The sequence below is a fragment of the Paenibacillus sp. AGC31 genome, from assembly GCF_057334655.1.
In genome coordinates this window covers 145,460-160,562 of record NZ_JBHFJH010000049.1, presented here as the reverse complement: position 1 = coordinate 160,562, position 15,103 = coordinate 145,460, and the positions used below count along the sequence as shown (strand labels likewise).

Genomic DNA, 15,103 nt, shown 5'->3' with positions numbered 1-15,103 from the left:
GGCTCCTGCTTAGGCAGGAGTCCTTTTTCATTTTATTTTCTGTAATGCGGATTGTAAAATTTTAAAGGAAAAGGGTACAATAATAAAGAGAACATTGGGGAATCATGTTCTAGTGAACTGTCATAGAGCGTGATAAACACTTAGCATGTGCAGAAATTACGGTTTCAGTTTCAATATGCTAATTATATAAAAGGGTGGCGGGTTATGAAACGAAACATATACATACTCCTTGGTGTTGTGTTGCTGGTTGGTATTGCACTGGCGCAGAATAAGGGTGACGGCATTGCAGCCGTCTTTAAGCAGGAAGAACCCATGCCTACAGAGACGGGACCACGTGCGGGTCTTCTGGCGCCTGCTTTTTCTCTGACAGCAATGGATGGGAAGACGTACAGTGTGGGCGGTGCCAAAGATAAGGCCACGTTTGTAAGTTTCTGGGCATCCTGGTGTGAGCCGTGTAAGCAGGAAGCTCCAGAGCTGAATAGAATGGCTGCAAAATACAAGGATAAGCTTAACCTCTACGGTGTTAATGTAACATCATACGATAAACTCAAGGATGCCAAAGCTTTTGTGGATGAGTACCAACTGGCATTCCCTATTCCTTTGGATGAGAAGGGGACTGTGTATGCTCAATACAATGGGGTGGCTTTTCCCACGAATGTTCTGATTGACTCCAGAGGAGTTATACAGGAGATTGTTCTGGGCATATTGCCCGAAAAAGAGTTGGAGCGTAAGATTAAAAAGTTAATTGCGAATTAATTTTCTGCAAAGAAAGAAGCCTTTGCATCCATGAATCATGGGTACAGAGGCTTCCTTTTTATTTTCCGGGAAATAAGCGTTAAAAGGTTGTTCAAAAAAAGCTTTTTTGGACATGCATTTTAGTGGTTGCTTATCCCATGAGCAGGAATAGGGAGTGTGCCCGGCTCATCCAGCAATTTTTCTTGAAGCAAAGCATAGCGGAAACTGTGTACGAGTGCTTCCCAACTTGCTTCAATTACGTTCTCGGATACACCTACAGTGTTCCATGTGTTCTCCGTATTTTTGGATTCGATCAATACACGAACTTTGGCGGCTGTGGCATCTTTCTCATCCAGTACACGTACTTTGTAGTCCGAGAGGTGCATATTGGCAAGTGAAGGGAAGTATTGCACCAGTGCTTTCCGAAGCGCGTTATCGAGTGCGTTAACTGGACCATTGCCCTCAGCAGCGGTATAAGCGCTTGTTCCAGCGATATTCACTTTGACAAAAGCTTCAGAAACAACGGATTTGCCTGCCGTTTTCTCCACAAGCATTTTGAATGATTCAAAAGTGAACAATTCTTTCATGTCACCGTTCGCTTCACGAATTAACAATTCAAGCGAAGCATCTGCACCTTCGAACTGGTAACCCTGATGTTCCAGGTCTTTGATTTTCTCAATAATCTGACGTGAATTGGCACTGCTTGGATCGAACTCAAGCCCCAGTTCCTGTGCTTTGGATACAATGTTACTTTGTCCGGCAAGTTCAGAGACCAGCACACGTTGTTTGTTACCAACCAGTTCAGGCACGATGTGTTCATAGGTACGTGAATCCCGCAGGATGGCAGAGACGTGAATTCCACCCTTGTGAGCAAAAGCAGCATTGCCAACATAAGGCTGATTAATCGGCATATTCACATTGGCAATCTCGCTAACATAACGAGCCACGTTTGTAAGTTGTCTCATGGAATCCTCAGTAACACATTCATAACCAAGTTTCAGTTGCAGGTTCGGGATAATGGATGCGAGATTGGCGTTACCGCAACGCTCTCCATAACCGTTCATCGTTCCTTGCACCTGACGGGCTCCGGCTTGTACAGCGCTTAGTGTGTTGGCCACAGCCAGTTCACAATCATTATGTGTATGGATGCCGAGATGTGCATAAGGCAGGCTTCTATGCAATGTGGATACGATCTCGTGCACCTCGTTTGGCATCGTCCCGCCGTTGGTATCACACATAACGAGCCAGTCCGCTCCAGCTTCATGAGCCTTGGTCAAGACCGCTTGAGCATACTCCGGGTTATGTTTGAATCCGTCAAAGAAGTGTTCTGCGTCAAAGATCACTTCCATACCATTCTGTTTCAGATATGCGATGGAATCATAGATCATGGACAAGTTTTCTTCCAATGTAGTCTGCAAAGCGGTATGCACATGGAAGTCCCATGATTTACCGACCAAGGTTGCAGCCTGAGCACCAGATTCGATCATGCGCTTCAGGTTGGCGTCTTCACTAGCAACACTGCCTTTTCGGCGGGTACTGCCAAAAGCAACAACCTTTGCGTTCAGGTTTAATTCCTTGACTCTTTTGAAAAACTCAATGTCCTTGGTATTGCTGCCGGGAATTCCGCCTTCAATATAATGGACACCCAGGTCATCAAGCTTCTTGGCAATTTTGAGTTTGTCGTCTGCCGATAAGCTGACACCCTCCCCTTGTGTGCCGTCACGTAAAGTCGTATCGAAGATGGAAATGGCCTTTGACATGAAGATCCTCCTTTGAGATAAAGCGCTCTTTTAAAAGTTTGGATTGTAAGTTGGGAAAAGCTGTTAAGTACGTTAGTGGACGAATCCTTCGATTCGGCAACGCTACACTGTGTTAAACTCGATGCGCTGATTTGTCCTAATGTCGTCAATTTGTATAATTAATTATTATAGCACCATTATAGCCAAATGCTACATAGAAATCGCAGTTTCATGTAACAATTAACGGATTTTAGAGAAAAGAGAAGGATGGTAATCATAATCAAGATGTATGTTATAATCTATTATTAAGTTTTAATTTCAATATATGGAAGAAAAGGAGGGACAATTTTGAGTTTTGTATGGGAAAATACAGTTATTGCCCTGATCACTTTGATTCTTTTTGTAAGTGTAGGCTGGTTGATTATTCGGTCTCTGATCAGATCTCGCAGAAAATAAATGTTCGTGACTGAATTAACATAACGGGTTTGATATACTATAGAAGAAAGAAATTCGTTTCATTAATTAGTGTGCAAGAAAGGGCGGGGGTTCATGATGTCTTCAGACGGCAATCCTCCAGCAAATGTGGATCAATATTACCCTGCAGCCGGACGGGTGATTCTGCATGTCGATATGAATGCTTTCTACTGCTCTGTACATGAAGCCGAGGAACCAGATTTATATAGAGGAAAAGCAACGGCCGTTGCGGGCAGCAGTGAACTGCGAAAGGGTGTAATTGTAACCTGCTCATATGCCGCTCGTAATCGAGGCATCTCAACAGGTATGGTTGTCCACCAAGCCATGAAAAAGTGCCCTGATCTCATTGTGATTCGTCCTGATTTCCATTTGTATCGTCAATATTCAAGAGCGTTCATGCAGATTGCGTATAGTTATACGCCTCAACTTGAGGCTACATCCATTGATGAATGTTATCTTGATATTACAGGTTCAAGGCAATTCGGGAATCCAATGGAGATTGCGGAGAGCATTCAGCGTAGAATCAAGGATGAATTGGGACTGCCATGTTCCATTGGCATTGCACCCAACAAATTATTGGCAAAAATGGCTTCGGATCTGAAAAAACCGAATGGTATCTCCATTTTACGCATGAGGGACGTACCCCGGATTCTATGGCACAGACCATGCAACGAGATGTTTGGCATTGGCAAAAAAACGGCTGAAAAGTTGAAAAAACTGGGCATTGAAACGATTGGTCAATTGGCCAAGTCGGATGAGAACATGTTGACCGAACTATTTGGAGTTAATGGAACATGGCTCAAAAATTCCGCCAATGGCATTAACCACTCCGCAGTTCACGCGGAACGTGAGGCCAATAAATCCATTGGACATACAACCACTTTACCGGCGGATGTATCGGATATGAATGAGATTCATCGGGTATTCCTCAATATAAGTGACCAGGTAGCCAGAAGATTGCGCAAGCACGAAATGTTCAGCCAGGGGATTCAGATTACAATCCGCACACCGGATATGAAGACAATCACCCGATCCCGTCTAATGGAAGTTCCTACGGAGGATGCAACGGTCATTTACCGTGAGGCCTGTAAACTATTTGAGAAGCATTGGGGTAGTGGAAAGCCTGTACGCATGTTGGGTGTGACACTTCAAAACCTGATTCCAAGAGAAGAATCGGCTGTACAGATGGACTTGTTCGAATATGAGCAGAAGCCCAAGAAGGACAATCTCATTCGGATTATGGATCAGTTACGTGATAAATTTGGTGAGAATGCTGTTGTGACCGCCGGCATGCTTGGAGACGATCCTTCCGTGCTGCTTCGTAATCATAAAGTGCGCGGTACTTCCCTGCAAAAAGATAACTTGCAAAGTCTTGATTAAATAAGGGATAATAGAGACTTGTGGTTGCAAAATGTTTGTAATTATCCTTACTTTGTATTAATATGTTTCTAGATAAAAACACTGTACGTTTTGAATTTTAGGAGGAGAGAATGTAAATGAGTAAATATACTTGGGTTGAAAAAGACACATGCATCGCATGTGGCGCTTGTGGAGCAACGGCTCCAGACATCTACGATTATGATGATGAAGGTTTGGCTGAAGTTATCTTTGACGGCGATGCTAACCATGGTGTCAAAGCTATTCCAGACGACTTGTTTGACGATATGCAGGATGCATGCGATGGCTGCCCTACAGATTCAATCAAAGTAGCGGACGAGCCTTTCAATAAAGAAGGCTAAGTATTTCTCACATGAACATAGAGCACTTTCTTTTGTCTTAACGACAAGGGAAGGTGCTTTTTTGCATTCATTTAACTGTGATTATCTGATCTGTGGATCAAGGACGAACATTGTCGAACCCCTTTTTTCCACCGGGTACTCAAGTCCTATGGATTCAACGCTTGGTTATGCCGATATATAACGATATACGGAAAAAGGCGAAATAGTGGAGGATCGGATGCAAAATACTCATCTAAGAACATATGTCAAGAAACATCCCGACAATAAAATGGCTTGGTACTTGCTTGGAAAGGAGTATTTGGGCGAAGGACAGGAGGCCAAAGCCAATTATTGCTTTCAGCAAGCGGGCGAGGTTTATGAGGCATTTGAACGCAGTAAAGCTCCTGCTGACATCTGGGTAGACTATCAGGATAAACTGGTCGAGATGTCCGAGCAAAAAGAGAAAAAACAACGTAGACGCAAAATGTGGCTTACGTTGTTCATGCTGCTTGTGCTGGCAGGTCTGCCACCTGCGGACGCTCCGGGTTTCAGTCGTGAAGCGGCCGACGCACTGTCAGCAGCACTGGAATCCACAGATGATATCGCAGCGCCTGTAGAAGCGGATCAACAGGCTGGGACTGCATCCATTGCGCCAAGCAATGTGTTCACTGCTGCGGCATTTGGTGGAGGTAATCATGGCGAGGCTGCTCTCGCAGCTGCCTGGTCTGGGTCTGGTCCAAAAGTAGAGACTTCTGCTGTACTGGGTATGCAAACCTCGGATGACTGGTCTTTATGGAAGCGAAATATGCCTGTGAAATACATAGTACAAACCAATACAAGCGGGAAATTGACTGCACAGAGTTATGATACCAAGCAATGTAACTGTGAACCTCCTGAAATTACACCGAAAATCAAAAAGATGGCCTTGGCGTGGACCGCCAAGCAGGAAGCAGCTGCATCATTATCAAGTGCAATCGTTGCCTATCGCAAAAAAAATGACGCTTGGCCCAAGAGTGTAACGCAAATGGCCCAGCCATTTCCGAACAATATTCTGGGAGAGACTGCATCAGGGATGACCGAGATGTTTCCGAAGCTGTTAGCTCTGCATCAAGGAAAGGCACAGGAAGGAAAGAACGATTTGAGTGGTAAAGAGAGCGGTTCAACATCTTTGAATTCGTCTCAAGGCAACAATGCCACTTTTGCAGATACGCTGGGAGGTCAGCCTTTTTTGCAGGAACCGCTGGAGATTGTTATTGATAAGGATAAACATAAACTTGCACTAATCAGTGGGGATACCATTGTTCGTATGTATGATGTGGGGCTTGGGGGTGATCGAACACCTGAGGGTTCATTTGTCATCACGGATAAAGTGGTCAATCCGAATGGGCGCTCGAACGGTGAGTTTGGAAGCAGAGGTATGCAGCTCTCGAATACGAATTATGCCATCCATGGGACCAACGAGCCGGACAGTATCGGACTGGATGAGTCCCTTGGATGTGTGAGAATGCGTACAGGAGATGTAGAAGAGTTATTCGCTCTTGCTCCGCAAGGCACTCCGGTACGCATTGGAGAAGATGTACTGCCGGATCTGACGCTTGTTCCAGAAGCGAAGCAGCGTTATCAGCATACACTTGTTCCAAAGCAGAATAATCCGAACAAAACGTATCACTGGCTGAATTGATCTGCTTGATATGTAGAATCAGATGGATTCAGCCTGAATCATCTACATGTTGGCAATAATGATAAGAGCACCAATGATAATGATCAAGCCGCCTACACTGGCTGCAGTCCATGCAATGGCTTTGCGATTCACTTCTTCTTTCTTTTGCTGTAATGCAGGTGGTTTACGTTTGGGAGCCATGAGTTATTCCTCCTTATTTGGAATAGAACTGGTGTAGAGTAACCATGCTCTCATTGTAAAGAATTCAACTCGTCATTACCAGTGGGCGGGTGGATTTCTTGTGAGCATTTTGTATTATTCGATTTGTGCTGTCTATGCGCAAACTACTTTCCTTTTTAATAAGAAACAGATAGACTTGTGTGTAGAGTGTTTTTTACATATGAAAAGACGGAAAACGGCTTTTTGGCGTACCGGACCAGAACGGAGTGAGTGATTTGTTATACAGAAGTCTTGCTAAACCTTTGTTGTTCAAAATGGACCCTGAACAGGCCCATCATCTGATTATTGGCGGCCTTAGTGGCGTGGGTAGCATCCGTCCGGTTCCTTCCGGACTGCGAGTGATGTACGGCGTTCGTGAAACGTCTGATCTGGCTGTTGACATGTTTGGGTGTCATTTCCCTACACCTGTTGGTCTGGCTGCGGGTCTGGACAAAAACGGACAGGCCGTAACGGGCTTTTCTTCCATCGGATTTGGATTCATGGAAGTGGGAACCGTGACACCACTTGCACAGCCAGGTAACGATCAACCACGGCTGTTCCGTTTGCCACCAGATGAGGCTTTGGTGAACCGAATGGGCTTCAACAATCTTGGTGCGGAAGCGATGGCAGGTGAATTGGCACGTCTACAGGATCGGCGAATTCCAGTGGCTGTTAACATCGGCAAGAATAAGGCAACGTCTAATGAGGAAGCTCACCTGGACTATTCGAAGTGCATTCAGGCACTATACGATTATGCTGATCTGTTCGTGGTTAATATCAGTTCACCAAATACACCGGATTTGCGTAATCTGCAACATGGGAATGAATTGAAGGAACTGCTCGCTGCGGTTATGAACGAGATGAATGTGCAGCATGCACGAGCGGGTGGAGCGACCAAATCCGTTCTGGTGAAGATCGCACCGGATGTGAATGATCAGGAACTTGAATATATGGTTCGCACAATTGCTGACAGCGGTGTTGCTGGCATTATTGCAACGAACACAACCATCAGTCGTACAGGACTTTCCCACCAACATGCAAAGGAAACTGGCGGTCTGAGCGGTAAACCTCTGCGTGAGCGTTCTACGGAGATTATTCGCCAGATCTATCGTCAGACCGAAGGTAAACTTCCGATCATCGGCTCAGGTGGTATTTTCACAAGTGAGGATGCATACGAGAAAATTAAAGCCGGAGCAAGTCTGGTCGAAATATATACAGCATTGATCTACGAAGGACCTGAGGTGAATCGGCGTATTCATGCCGGACTGCGTGAGTTACTTCGAAAGGACGGTTATCGTCATATCTCTGAAGCGGTTGGTGCGGAGCATCGTTAAGAAGGAATGTGGATCCCCGGATTGAAAATATAGAAGCATGGAAGAGCGTAAAATGGTTCGGGACTCTTCCCCCCACCAAACATCATGTATAATGGAATAGAACAGGGGACGCTATAGAGACAGGAGGCATAAGCATGGACGGTAGAGACTGGGGTACATTTTTACTTCCTTATGAACAAGCGGTAGAGGAATTAAAAGTCAAGTTTAAGACAATGCGGGCGGAGCTGAAAAAACGGGAAGAATATGCCCCGATTGAATTCGTTACCGGTCGTGTCAAAAAAATATCCAGTATTCTGGAGAAATCCAGACGACTGAATGTGTCGCTTGATGACGTGGAAACAGGCATTGAGGATATTGCAGGTATCCGCATTATGTGCCAGTTCGTGGATGATATCCGTCGGGTTGCCGAGTATATTCGAGGTCGTAAGGATCTCACGGTACTCATTGAGAAAGATTACATTACGAATTTCAAAGAGAGCGGCTATCGCAGCTTCCATATGATTATTGAGTATCCCGTTCAGACGGCTCTTGGACAAAAGAAAGTTTTGGCCGAGATACAGATCCGGACGCTTGCCATGAACTTCTGGGCTACCATTGAACATTCGCTGAGTTACAAGTTTCGGGAAGGGTTACCTGATGAGATGAGAACCAGGCTGAAAAAAACGGCTGAGGCTGCGTTTATACTGGACAACGAGATGTCTGCAATTCGTCTACAGATTTTGGAGGCGCAGAAGGCATTTGAGGATGATTCCAATATCGTGTCAAGAACATTAAATATCATTCATCAATTATACTTCTACCATCTTGTCAGTGAAGCAATTGAAGCACAGAAGCGATTTAACGATTACTGGGAACGGCATGATATGGAAGGGCTCAAAGACTTGCTGGATGACGTGAAGAAACTTCTGAACAACGCCAGAAAGGGCGAAAACCCGGATGAGCATCTATGAGCCACTGTACGTTGACTACTTAATCTACTTCAATCGTGATCAGGATTATTTCGAGTGCCATGAGGTGCTGGAAGAATTGTGGCTTGAACGTAACCGGGATTCTCTCTATAAAGGGTTGTTGCAAATTGCGGTTGGTTTGTACCACTTCAGGAATGGCAATCTCCGCGGAGCAACGATGATGTTACAGAGCTCACTTGATCTTCTGGAACCTTATCCTGCTACGGTTCTGGGCATAGACCTAGGGGCTTTGGTACGGGATGTACAGGAAATCGTGAAGCAACTGTCCCAATCAGATGTTCAGTCTGTGACTTACAGGGATTTGTCCATACGAATTGTTAATGAGGTCTTGGAACAAGAGATATCTAGAAGATCGCTTGAGCTAAAACCTAATATTCCGCAGCGCCGGAGTCCTACCAGAGGGCGAATATACGAAGAGAAGATGAAGGCGATGGATCAGAGTAAAAGTTGAACCGTAATCAGCGTTAACATTCAAATGAGCATCCCATGGATATGAAGTTCCATGGTTATGAAACACCCCGACGATTCCTGTAAAGGGAAAGATCGGGGTGTTTTTGAATGTTGCGTCATATTCAGATGATTGCATGGTGGCACAGCCTGTCCTTCAACAGAACAGTATCGGTGATACAAGGCCTGATTGTAGATATTGTGGAAACGGAACTAGCAGTTAGCTTGCCGAAGGTGCGGCACTGCCTTTATATTTTTGGAAAAATTGTTTGTAATCGTCCAGTGTGTAGCCTTGGTCACTGCCATTCTCTTTCAGTCCGCCAACCATACGGTCTTTCTCGACACCAGCCTCATAATAGACGAGTGTAGGTGTGAACTCGATATTGTAATCGGTCCATCCTGCTTCGAATTCACGCAGATTGAACTGTGGAAGCTCAATACCTTCACTGTCAACCAGTGGCATCAACTGAGGTGTTGTGGCACGGCAGTGCGAGCAGTCGGAAGCAAAGAAATAAACAAAAAAGCTGTCTTTGTTATCGATTTTGGCTTTGAGATCAGTGGGAACAATAATTTGTTGATAGTTGGGATCACTAAGTAGCTCCCTTGTAGCTGGATTAAGCTTGGAAGCAGCGATGCCATAAGCATTTTCCACTGAATCCATCTGTTTCTTGGATTGCTGGTCTACGACAACCAGTGCTGCAATCATAATGATTAAAATACCCAGGAAAATAAGGATCGCAGCACTTTTCTTTTTCTTCTTGGATTTCATTGGACATCCCCCATCGATCATATCGAAATATAGTTTGGGCAAAAATAAAGGTTGGGATTATATGCATAAACACCCGAATTTTTGCTCAGGAATCAATCTACTTGCCATTATACTACATTACACGCTGTAGTGGAATAGATACGATATGATAGGAAAGCAAAGCTTGGATATGATAAAATAAAACGATATTGCAATCTTACCAAGACAGGATGAGTGGGAATATGGGTGTAAAGTTACCTTTGATATTTGCTGAGCGAATGAAAAGTTTGCTGGGCGATGAGTTTGAACAATTTATGAAATCTTATGAACAGTCTCCTCATGCGGGACTGAGAGTGAATACGCTAAAAATATCGATGGAACAATTCGATGAGATTGCTCCGTTTGATCTAAGACCTATTCCGTGGTGTGAGACAGGATTCTATGTACCTCATGGTGTTAAACCGGGGCTGCACCCTTATTATCATGCAGGCTTGTATTATATACAGGAACCAAGTGCAATGGCTCCAGTTGAATTATTGCAGGTGGAGCCTGGGGATCGCGTGCTTGATCTGTGTGCTGCCCCGGGAGGAAAAACAACACAGATTGCTGCAAAGCTGCAAGGCAAGGGCGTGCTTGTCACGAACGATATCCATGCGGAACGCACCAAAGCGCTGGCCAAAAACGTGGAATTGTACGGGGTGCGTAACGCGGTTGTTTTGAATGAGTCGCCAGAGCGGATCGCGAATGCATTTCCTCATTATTTTGACAAAGTATTAATTGATGCGCCTTGCTCAGGTGAAGGCATGTTCCGCAAGGATGAAGACATGGTGAAATCGTGGGAACATCATTCGGTGGAAAAATGTGTGCTTATGCAGCGGGATATCTTGGAGACTGCTGCACGATTGCTGGCCCCGGGAGGAACTATCGTATATTCGACATGTACCTTTGCGCCGGAGGAAAATGAAGCGATGATTGCGGAGTTTCTGAATGTAAACCGTGATTTCGTAGTCATGGACATTCCTAAAGAGACAGGGTTCGCTCCAGGACGTCCGGAATGGGTACGTCAGATGATGCCGGAGAAGGCTGAAGAGACGGAAGTTGTACTGGATCAAACGCGTGGCACCGCAAGATTGTGGCCTCACCTTTTGGAGGGAGAGGGACATTATGTCGCTGTATTACAGCATCGTGCAAGGCAAGGATTAGAAACAGATCAACCTGGAGTAGTTAAAGAAGGAGCAATGGAGTATGGACAGGTCGTGGATGTGTCCAGGATTGAAGCAGAGGGGAACAAGGATCACTCTATTGCTGCTTCTTCAATTGCTATGACCAAGGCTGATCGTAAAAAGGAACGTTTGTTGCGAATCGAATCCCGAGAGTCCCATGACAGACAGGCTGGTGGCGGCAAGAATTCGGATAGACAGAGCAAAAAAGGTAAAGATCACGGTGGACGTAAATCGGAACGGGGTCAGGGACGCGGAGCTGATTCGGCAAGTATTGATCCGGTTGCGATCTACAGTCAGTTTATGAAAGAACAATTGGAGATTGAGTTAACAGGGGAGACGGTATGTTATGGAGATCGTGTGTATCAATCATCGGTTGGTGCAGCTCGGTTGGAGGGACTGAAAGTCATTCGTCCAGGCTGGTTTATGGGCACGATCAAGAATGGACGATTTGTTCCGTCCCACCCGCTTGCGTGTGCTCTGAATGCATCTGAAGCACGGCGAAGCGTAAATCTGTCATCCGCTGATGGCGAAGCCGTGAGATACCTCAAGGGTGAAACGTTAAATATTGAAGAAGAACGGGTGGTGCTCAAGGCGGATACGTTTGCCAAAGGGTACGTTCTTGTATGTGTAGATGGTTATGCTGCTGGCTGGGGGAAATGGCTGGATGGTGTACTGAAGAATGAATATCCGGCAGGCTGGAGGTGGACATCGGTATGAGTGGAAAAGGCAAACAAACGCTGCGTCTGGACAAAATATTAAGCCATATGGGTGTGGGAACACGAAGTGAACTCAAAAAGATGGTGAAACAAGGCAGAATCCATGTGGACGGCAAAGCGGTGAAAGACAGTGGTGTACAAGTGAATCCCGAGGTCAACGTCATTGAAGCCGATGGCGAGCGGATTATGTATCGGGAGATGATCTATCTGATGCTGCATAAACCTCCGGGTGTCGTGTCTGCTACCGAGGATAACAGAGATAAGACGGTACTGGATCTGCTGCGGAAAGAGGATCGGGTCTTCAATCCTTTTCCTGTGGGACGACTGGATAAGGATACGGAGGGACTGCTCATTCTCACGAATGACGGTCCACTTGCCCATGATCTGTTATCTCCACGCAAGCATGTGCCCAAAACCTATGAAGCCCGTGTACTGGGAAACGTGGATAAGGAGGATGTGCAACGTTTCAAGGCGGGCATTCAATTGGATGACGGGTACGAGACGCTGCCGGCCGAACTGACTATACTTGGTCAGGAAGAGACGGAAGAAGGCACGATCTCGTCGATCTCGCTTATTATTCACGAAGGAAAGTTTCATCAGGTGAAGCGTATGTTTCAGGCGGTAGGCAAGCGAGTGATCTATCTGAAACGCGTAGCCATGGGTGAACTGGAACTAGCTTCCGATCTTGCTATCGGAAGCTATCGTGAATTAACCGCAGACGAGTTGAACCTTCTGCGGAAGTAAAAGCTCCCGTCCTTCGCGAAGCGGAGCAGGGAGTCGTGGAGGGAAGCGGAGCCCCGATACTAAAGCCGAAGGCGAAAAAGCTCCCGTCCTTCACGAAGTGAAGCAGGGAGTTGTGGAGGGAAGCAAAGCCCCGATACCAACGCCGAAGGCGAGAAAGCTCCCGACCTTCACGAAGTGAAGCAGGGAGCCGGGCAGAAAGCGAAGCCCTGCCCGTATTGGTCCCGGTTAAGCTTGGGCGGGACCGCCGCTGACCAGCGGTGTGCCCGGCAACAAGCGTTCCTACGACAACCGTGACATAGCAAGACCCGACCTAACACCGGTGAGCAGGACGGGAGTCCAGAGGGCAGAGCCCTCTGGGGCCCTCCCTCGGAAGGGAGGGGTTGGGTGGGTGCGACTACTAACAGATGAGGATGAAGCCAGAATGACTTATAAATTAATTGCACTAGATGTAGATGGAACACTGCTGAATGATCATCATGAACTTACCGAATGGACTCAGGAGACCTTGATCCAAGCTTCCCGTCAGGGAGCGGAGATCGTTCTGTGTTCGGGTAGAGGTCCGGCCAACACGATTCCTTTTATGGAGCAGATGGGACTGGATGGATATGTGATTACACATAATGGCGCCGTTACCGCGCAAGTGGATACCCGTGAGGTGGTTCATCATTTTGCATTAGATGGACAAGGACTGGAGCCAATCATATCCTACTGTCGAACCAATGGAGTACATTTTGACATCAATACAGCATTTGGTCTGTATGTGGATCAACCGGAAGGTTTGGGTTTGCAGGTGCGTGAGATGTATTACAACTTTATGGCAGAGCCACTGAAGTTACCCAAGTGGGTTGACATGACAGAACCGCTGGCGAAATTCACTGCATTTGGTCCGATTGAACAGATGGATGCAGTACTTCAGGAATGGTCAACTTGGAATCTGCCTTATTATATGACACGGAGTGGTGACTTTTTTATTGATCTGATGCATCCCGAAGCGTCCAAAGGCGCTGCGCTGAAAAGGCTTGCCGAATCGAAGGGAATCATGCCTTCGGAGATTATGGCGATTGGTAACTACTTCAATGATATTACGATGCTGACCTTTGCGGGCAAAGGCATTGCCATGGATAACTCACCCGACGAGGTGAAAGCTGCTGCGGACGAGGTTACACTCTCCAATAACGAGCAGGGTGTGGCACACGCAATCCAAAAATATGTGTTATCCATCTAACCTACATCTTATATTTGAAATGCATGCTTCCCTCATATTCTACCGTCCTTAGGGGCATCCTAAGAGAATAACGTTAGGAATAGAGGAGGACACGTGATGAAATACGATGTGGAATTGGTTGCAGACCTACGGACATCAGGTGGAGAAGTACAGGACGTGATGGTCAATGGACAATATGCAGGCTCACTTTTCCTTGTGTACAGAGAAGGAGATCGTTTATCTGGTAGTCTTCAGATCGAGCAGGAGTCTCTGTCAGATGGTACAGAGGAACGTATCGTGGAAAAAGTGCATGCCTATGTCCGATCTCTTGCAGATGCGTTGGAAGCTGCTTATTATGAAGTGCTGGTTAGTTGTGGTTCATTACATTCGGTTCTGCATAAGCCTGAGTCAGAGACCGTGTGGCCGTCTGAAGATATGAATCATGACGAAGGCAGTTATGACGATATAGACAGCAGTGGAAGTAAGGTAATCCCTGTTTCACAAGCCGAATCGTTTACATATGAAGATCGGGATCAGGTTCTGGAGATGGAAATGGTAAGCGCGGGACGCAGCATATCGACGTATATATTCAATGATGTCGAAGGGCAGGAACTTGCAGAAGCTTCCTTAAAACAATATGGCGCTGATGTACAAGGTGAAATACACTGGTATGACGAGCCGGAAGAGAAACAATTGGAAGCTGCGGCAGAGCTGCTGGTCAGAGAGCTGGATGAAGATATCATCGATACGATTACGATCCGCATATGGCATCAGGGCAACGAACTTGAAACGCTAGAGTGGGTACATCGCGATTTCTCCGAGGATTTTGAGGATACCGATGAATCGGATCTGGATGAGCTGGAAGATGCTGAAGAAATATGTTACGTCATGTTGAAGCGTAAGGATCGGGAGTTCCGGGTATATGAGCTGTTTCTTCAGGAACGAGGTGGATTGCCTGTGGGAACAGCAACAATAGACACTTCACATTCCGATCTGACGGGATACATTGATTACGAGGTTCCTGGTACCAGCATTCAGCGAAAGAGCCTGGTCGAAGTGTTGATGCAGGAGTTGGACAAGGAGATGGAGTTTGATACCTTGCACCTGACGATGTTGTATCGAAATCAGATTATCGATGAAGCCAGAATAGATGGGTAAAGGGCAACCGCCTTTT

14 protein-coding genes are annotated in these 15,103 nt (G+C 46.1%); 11 read left to right on the top strand and 3 right to left on the bottom strand.

Annotation, left to right across the window (positions count from 1 at the left end; all coding sequences use genetic code 11):
- Positions 1 to 204: 204 nt before the first annotated feature.
- Entirely contained in the window at positions 205 to 756 is a 552-nt protein-coding gene (locus ACE04G_RS29245; RefSeq protein WP_339183846.1) for a TlpA family protein disulfide reductase, read from the top strand.
- 119 nt (positions 757 to 875) lie between these two features.
- On the opposite strand, the gene cimA is transcribed toward ACE04G_RS29245, so the two are convergent.
- Positions 876 to 2,495, bottom strand: a complete 1,620-nt coding sequence (gene cimA, locus ACE04G_RS29240; protein ID WP_449003900.1) for a citramalate synthase — start codon at positions 2,493 to 2,495, stop codon at positions 876 to 878.
- A 531-nt stretch (positions 2,496 to 3,026) separates the two neighbouring features.
- On the opposite strand from cimA, the gene ACE04G_RS29235 reads away from it, so the two are divergent.
- From ACE04G_RS29235 to ACE04G_RS29225, 3 genes are all read left to right on the top strand, one after another.
- Positions 3,027 to 4,328, top strand: a complete 1,302-nt coding sequence (locus ACE04G_RS29235; RefSeq protein ID WP_221823544.1) for a DNA polymerase IV — start codon at positions 3,027 to 3,029, stop codon at positions 4,326 to 4,328.
- Between the two features lie 116 nt (positions 4,329 to 4,444).
- A complete protein-coding gene (locus ACE04G_RS29230) occupies positions 4,445 to 4,687 on the top strand; it encodes a ferredoxin (protein WP_017689369.1) in 243 nt (80 codons plus the stop codon).
- Between the two features lie 217 nt (positions 4,688 to 4,904).
- Positions 4,905 to 6,347, top strand: coding sequence for a L,D-transpeptidase (locus ACE04G_RS29225; protein ID WP_449003899.1), 1,443 nt, complete (start codon positions 4,905 to 4,907; stop codon positions 6,345 to 6,347).
- Positions 6,348 to 6,389: 42 nt separating this feature from the next.
- On the opposite strand, the gene ACE04G_RS29220 is transcribed toward ACE04G_RS29225, so the two are convergent.
- Positions 6,390 to 6,527 (bottom strand): hypothetical protein, encoded by a 138-nt coding sequence (locus ACE04G_RS29220; protein ID WP_017689367.1) that lies wholly within the window; start codon positions 6,525 to 6,527, stop codon positions 6,390 to 6,392.
- Between the two features lie 254 nt (positions 6,528 to 6,781).
- On the opposite strand from ACE04G_RS29220, the gene ACE04G_RS29215 reads away from it, so the two are divergent.
- The 3 genes from ACE04G_RS29215 to ACE04G_RS29205 all read left to right on the top strand — a co-directional run bounded on the left by ACE04G_RS29215 (position 6,782) and on the right by ACE04G_RS29205 (position 9,298).
- Positions 6,782 to 7,879: a quinone-dependent dihydroorotate dehydrogenase gene (locus tag ACE04G_RS29215; protein ID WP_076209015.1), complete on the top strand. Its 1,098-nt coding sequence runs from the start codon at positions 6,782 to 6,784 to the stop codon at positions 7,877 to 7,879.
- 134 nt (positions 7,880 to 8,013) lie between these two features.
- Positions 8,014 to 8,829, top strand: a complete 816-nt coding sequence (gene yjbM, locus ACE04G_RS29210; protein ID WP_036609636.1) for a GTP diphosphokinase — start codon at positions 8,014 to 8,016, stop codon at positions 8,827 to 8,829.
- Entirely contained in the window at positions 8,816 to 9,298 is a 483-nt protein-coding gene (locus ACE04G_RS29205) for a DUF309 domain-containing protein (RefSeq protein ID WP_449003898.1), read from the top strand. Before yjbM ends, ACE04G_RS29205 begins: the two co-directional genes overlap by 14 nt.
- 216 nt (positions 9,299 to 9,514) lie before the next feature.
- Here the strand turns inward: ACE04G_RS29205 and ACE04G_RS29200 are convergent, their stop codons facing one another.
- Positions 9,515 to 10,063 (bottom strand): thioredoxin family protein, encoded by a 549-nt coding sequence (locus ACE04G_RS29200; RefSeq protein ID WP_036609632.1) that lies wholly within the window; start codon positions 10,061 to 10,063, stop codon positions 9,515 to 9,517.
- A 221-nt stretch (positions 10,064 to 10,284) separates the two neighbouring features.
- On the opposite strand from ACE04G_RS29200, the gene ACE04G_RS29195 reads away from it, so the two are divergent.
- The 4 genes from ACE04G_RS29195 to ACE04G_RS29180 all read left to right on the top strand — a co-directional run bounded on the left by ACE04G_RS29195 (position 10,285) and on the right by ACE04G_RS29180 (position 15,087).
- Positions 10,285 to 11,982 (top strand): RsmB/NOP family class I SAM-dependent RNA methyltransferase, encoded by a 1,698-nt coding sequence (locus tag ACE04G_RS29195; protein WP_449003897.1) that lies wholly within the window; start codon positions 10,285 to 10,287, stop codon positions 11,980 to 11,982.
- On the top strand, positions 11,979 to 12,725 hold the full coding sequence (locus ACE04G_RS29190; RefSeq protein WP_449003896.1) for a pseudouridine synthase: 747 nt from the start codon (positions 11,979 to 11,981) through the stop codon (positions 12,723 to 12,725). The genes ACE04G_RS29195 and ACE04G_RS29190 overlap by 4 nt, the downstream gene beginning before the upstream one ends.
- Before the next feature lie 421 nt (positions 12,726 to 13,146).
- The gene (locus ACE04G_RS29185; RefSeq protein ID WP_076209498.1) at positions 13,147 to 13,950 is read left to right on the top strand and encodes a Cof-type HAD-IIB family hydrolase; all 804 of its coding nucleotides are present in this window, start codon (positions 13,147 to 13,149) and stop codon (positions 13,948 to 13,950) included.
- 96 nt (positions 13,951 to 14,046) lie between these two features.
- Positions 14,047 to 15,087, top strand: coding sequence for a hypothetical protein (locus ACE04G_RS29180; protein ID WP_449003895.1), 1,041 nt, complete (start codon positions 14,047 to 14,049; stop codon positions 15,085 to 15,087).
- Positions 15,088 to 15,103: the final 16 nt, after the last annotated feature.

Coding starts and splice junctions, on each gene's coding strand:
- ACE04G_RS29195 (WP_449003897.1), top strand. CDS start 10,285: ATGGGTGTAAAGTTACCTTTGATATTTGCTGAGCGAATGAAAAGTTTG.
- ACE04G_RS29200 (WP_036609632.1), bottom strand. CDS start 10,063: ATGAAATCCAAGAAGAAAAAGAAAAGTGCTGCGATCCTTATTTTCCTG.
- ACE04G_RS29225 (WP_449003899.1), top strand. CDS start 4,905: ATGCAAAATACTCATCTAAGAACATATGTCAAGAAACATCCCGACAAT.
- ACE04G_RS29220 (WP_017689367.1), bottom strand. CDS start 6,527: ATGGCTCCCAAACGTAAACCACCTGCATTACAGCAAAAGAAAGAAGAA.
- cimA (WP_449003900.1), bottom strand. CDS start 2,495: ATGTCAAAGGCCATTTCCATCTTCGATACGACTTTACGTGACGGCACA.
- ACE04G_RS29205 (WP_449003898.1), top strand. CDS start 8,816: ATGAGCATCTATGAGCCACTGTACGTTGACTACTTAATCTACTTCAAT.
- ACE04G_RS29235 (WP_221823544.1), top strand. CDS start 3,027: ATGTCTTCAGACGGCAATCCTCCAGCAAATGTGGATCAATATTACCCT.
- ACE04G_RS29180 (WP_449003895.1), top strand. CDS start 14,047: ATGAAATACGATGTGGAATTGGTTGCAGACCTACGGACATCAGGTGGA.
- yjbM (WP_036609636.1), top strand. CDS start 8,014: ATGGACGGTAGAGACTGGGGTACATTTTTACTTCCTTATGAACAAGCG.
- ACE04G_RS29230 (WP_017689369.1), top strand. CDS start 4,445: ATGAGTAAATATACTTGGGTTGAAAAAGACACATGCATCGCATGTGGC.
- ACE04G_RS29185 (WP_076209498.1), top strand. CDS start 13,147: ATGACTTATAAATTAATTGCACTAGATGTAGATGGAACACTGCTGAAT.
- ACE04G_RS29190 (WP_449003896.1), top strand. CDS start 11,979: ATGAGTGGAAAAGGCAAACAAACGCTGCGTCTGGACAAAATATTAAGC.
- ACE04G_RS29245 (WP_339183846.1), top strand. CDS start 205: ATGAAACGAAACATATACATACTCCTTGGTGTTGTGTTGCTGGTTGGT.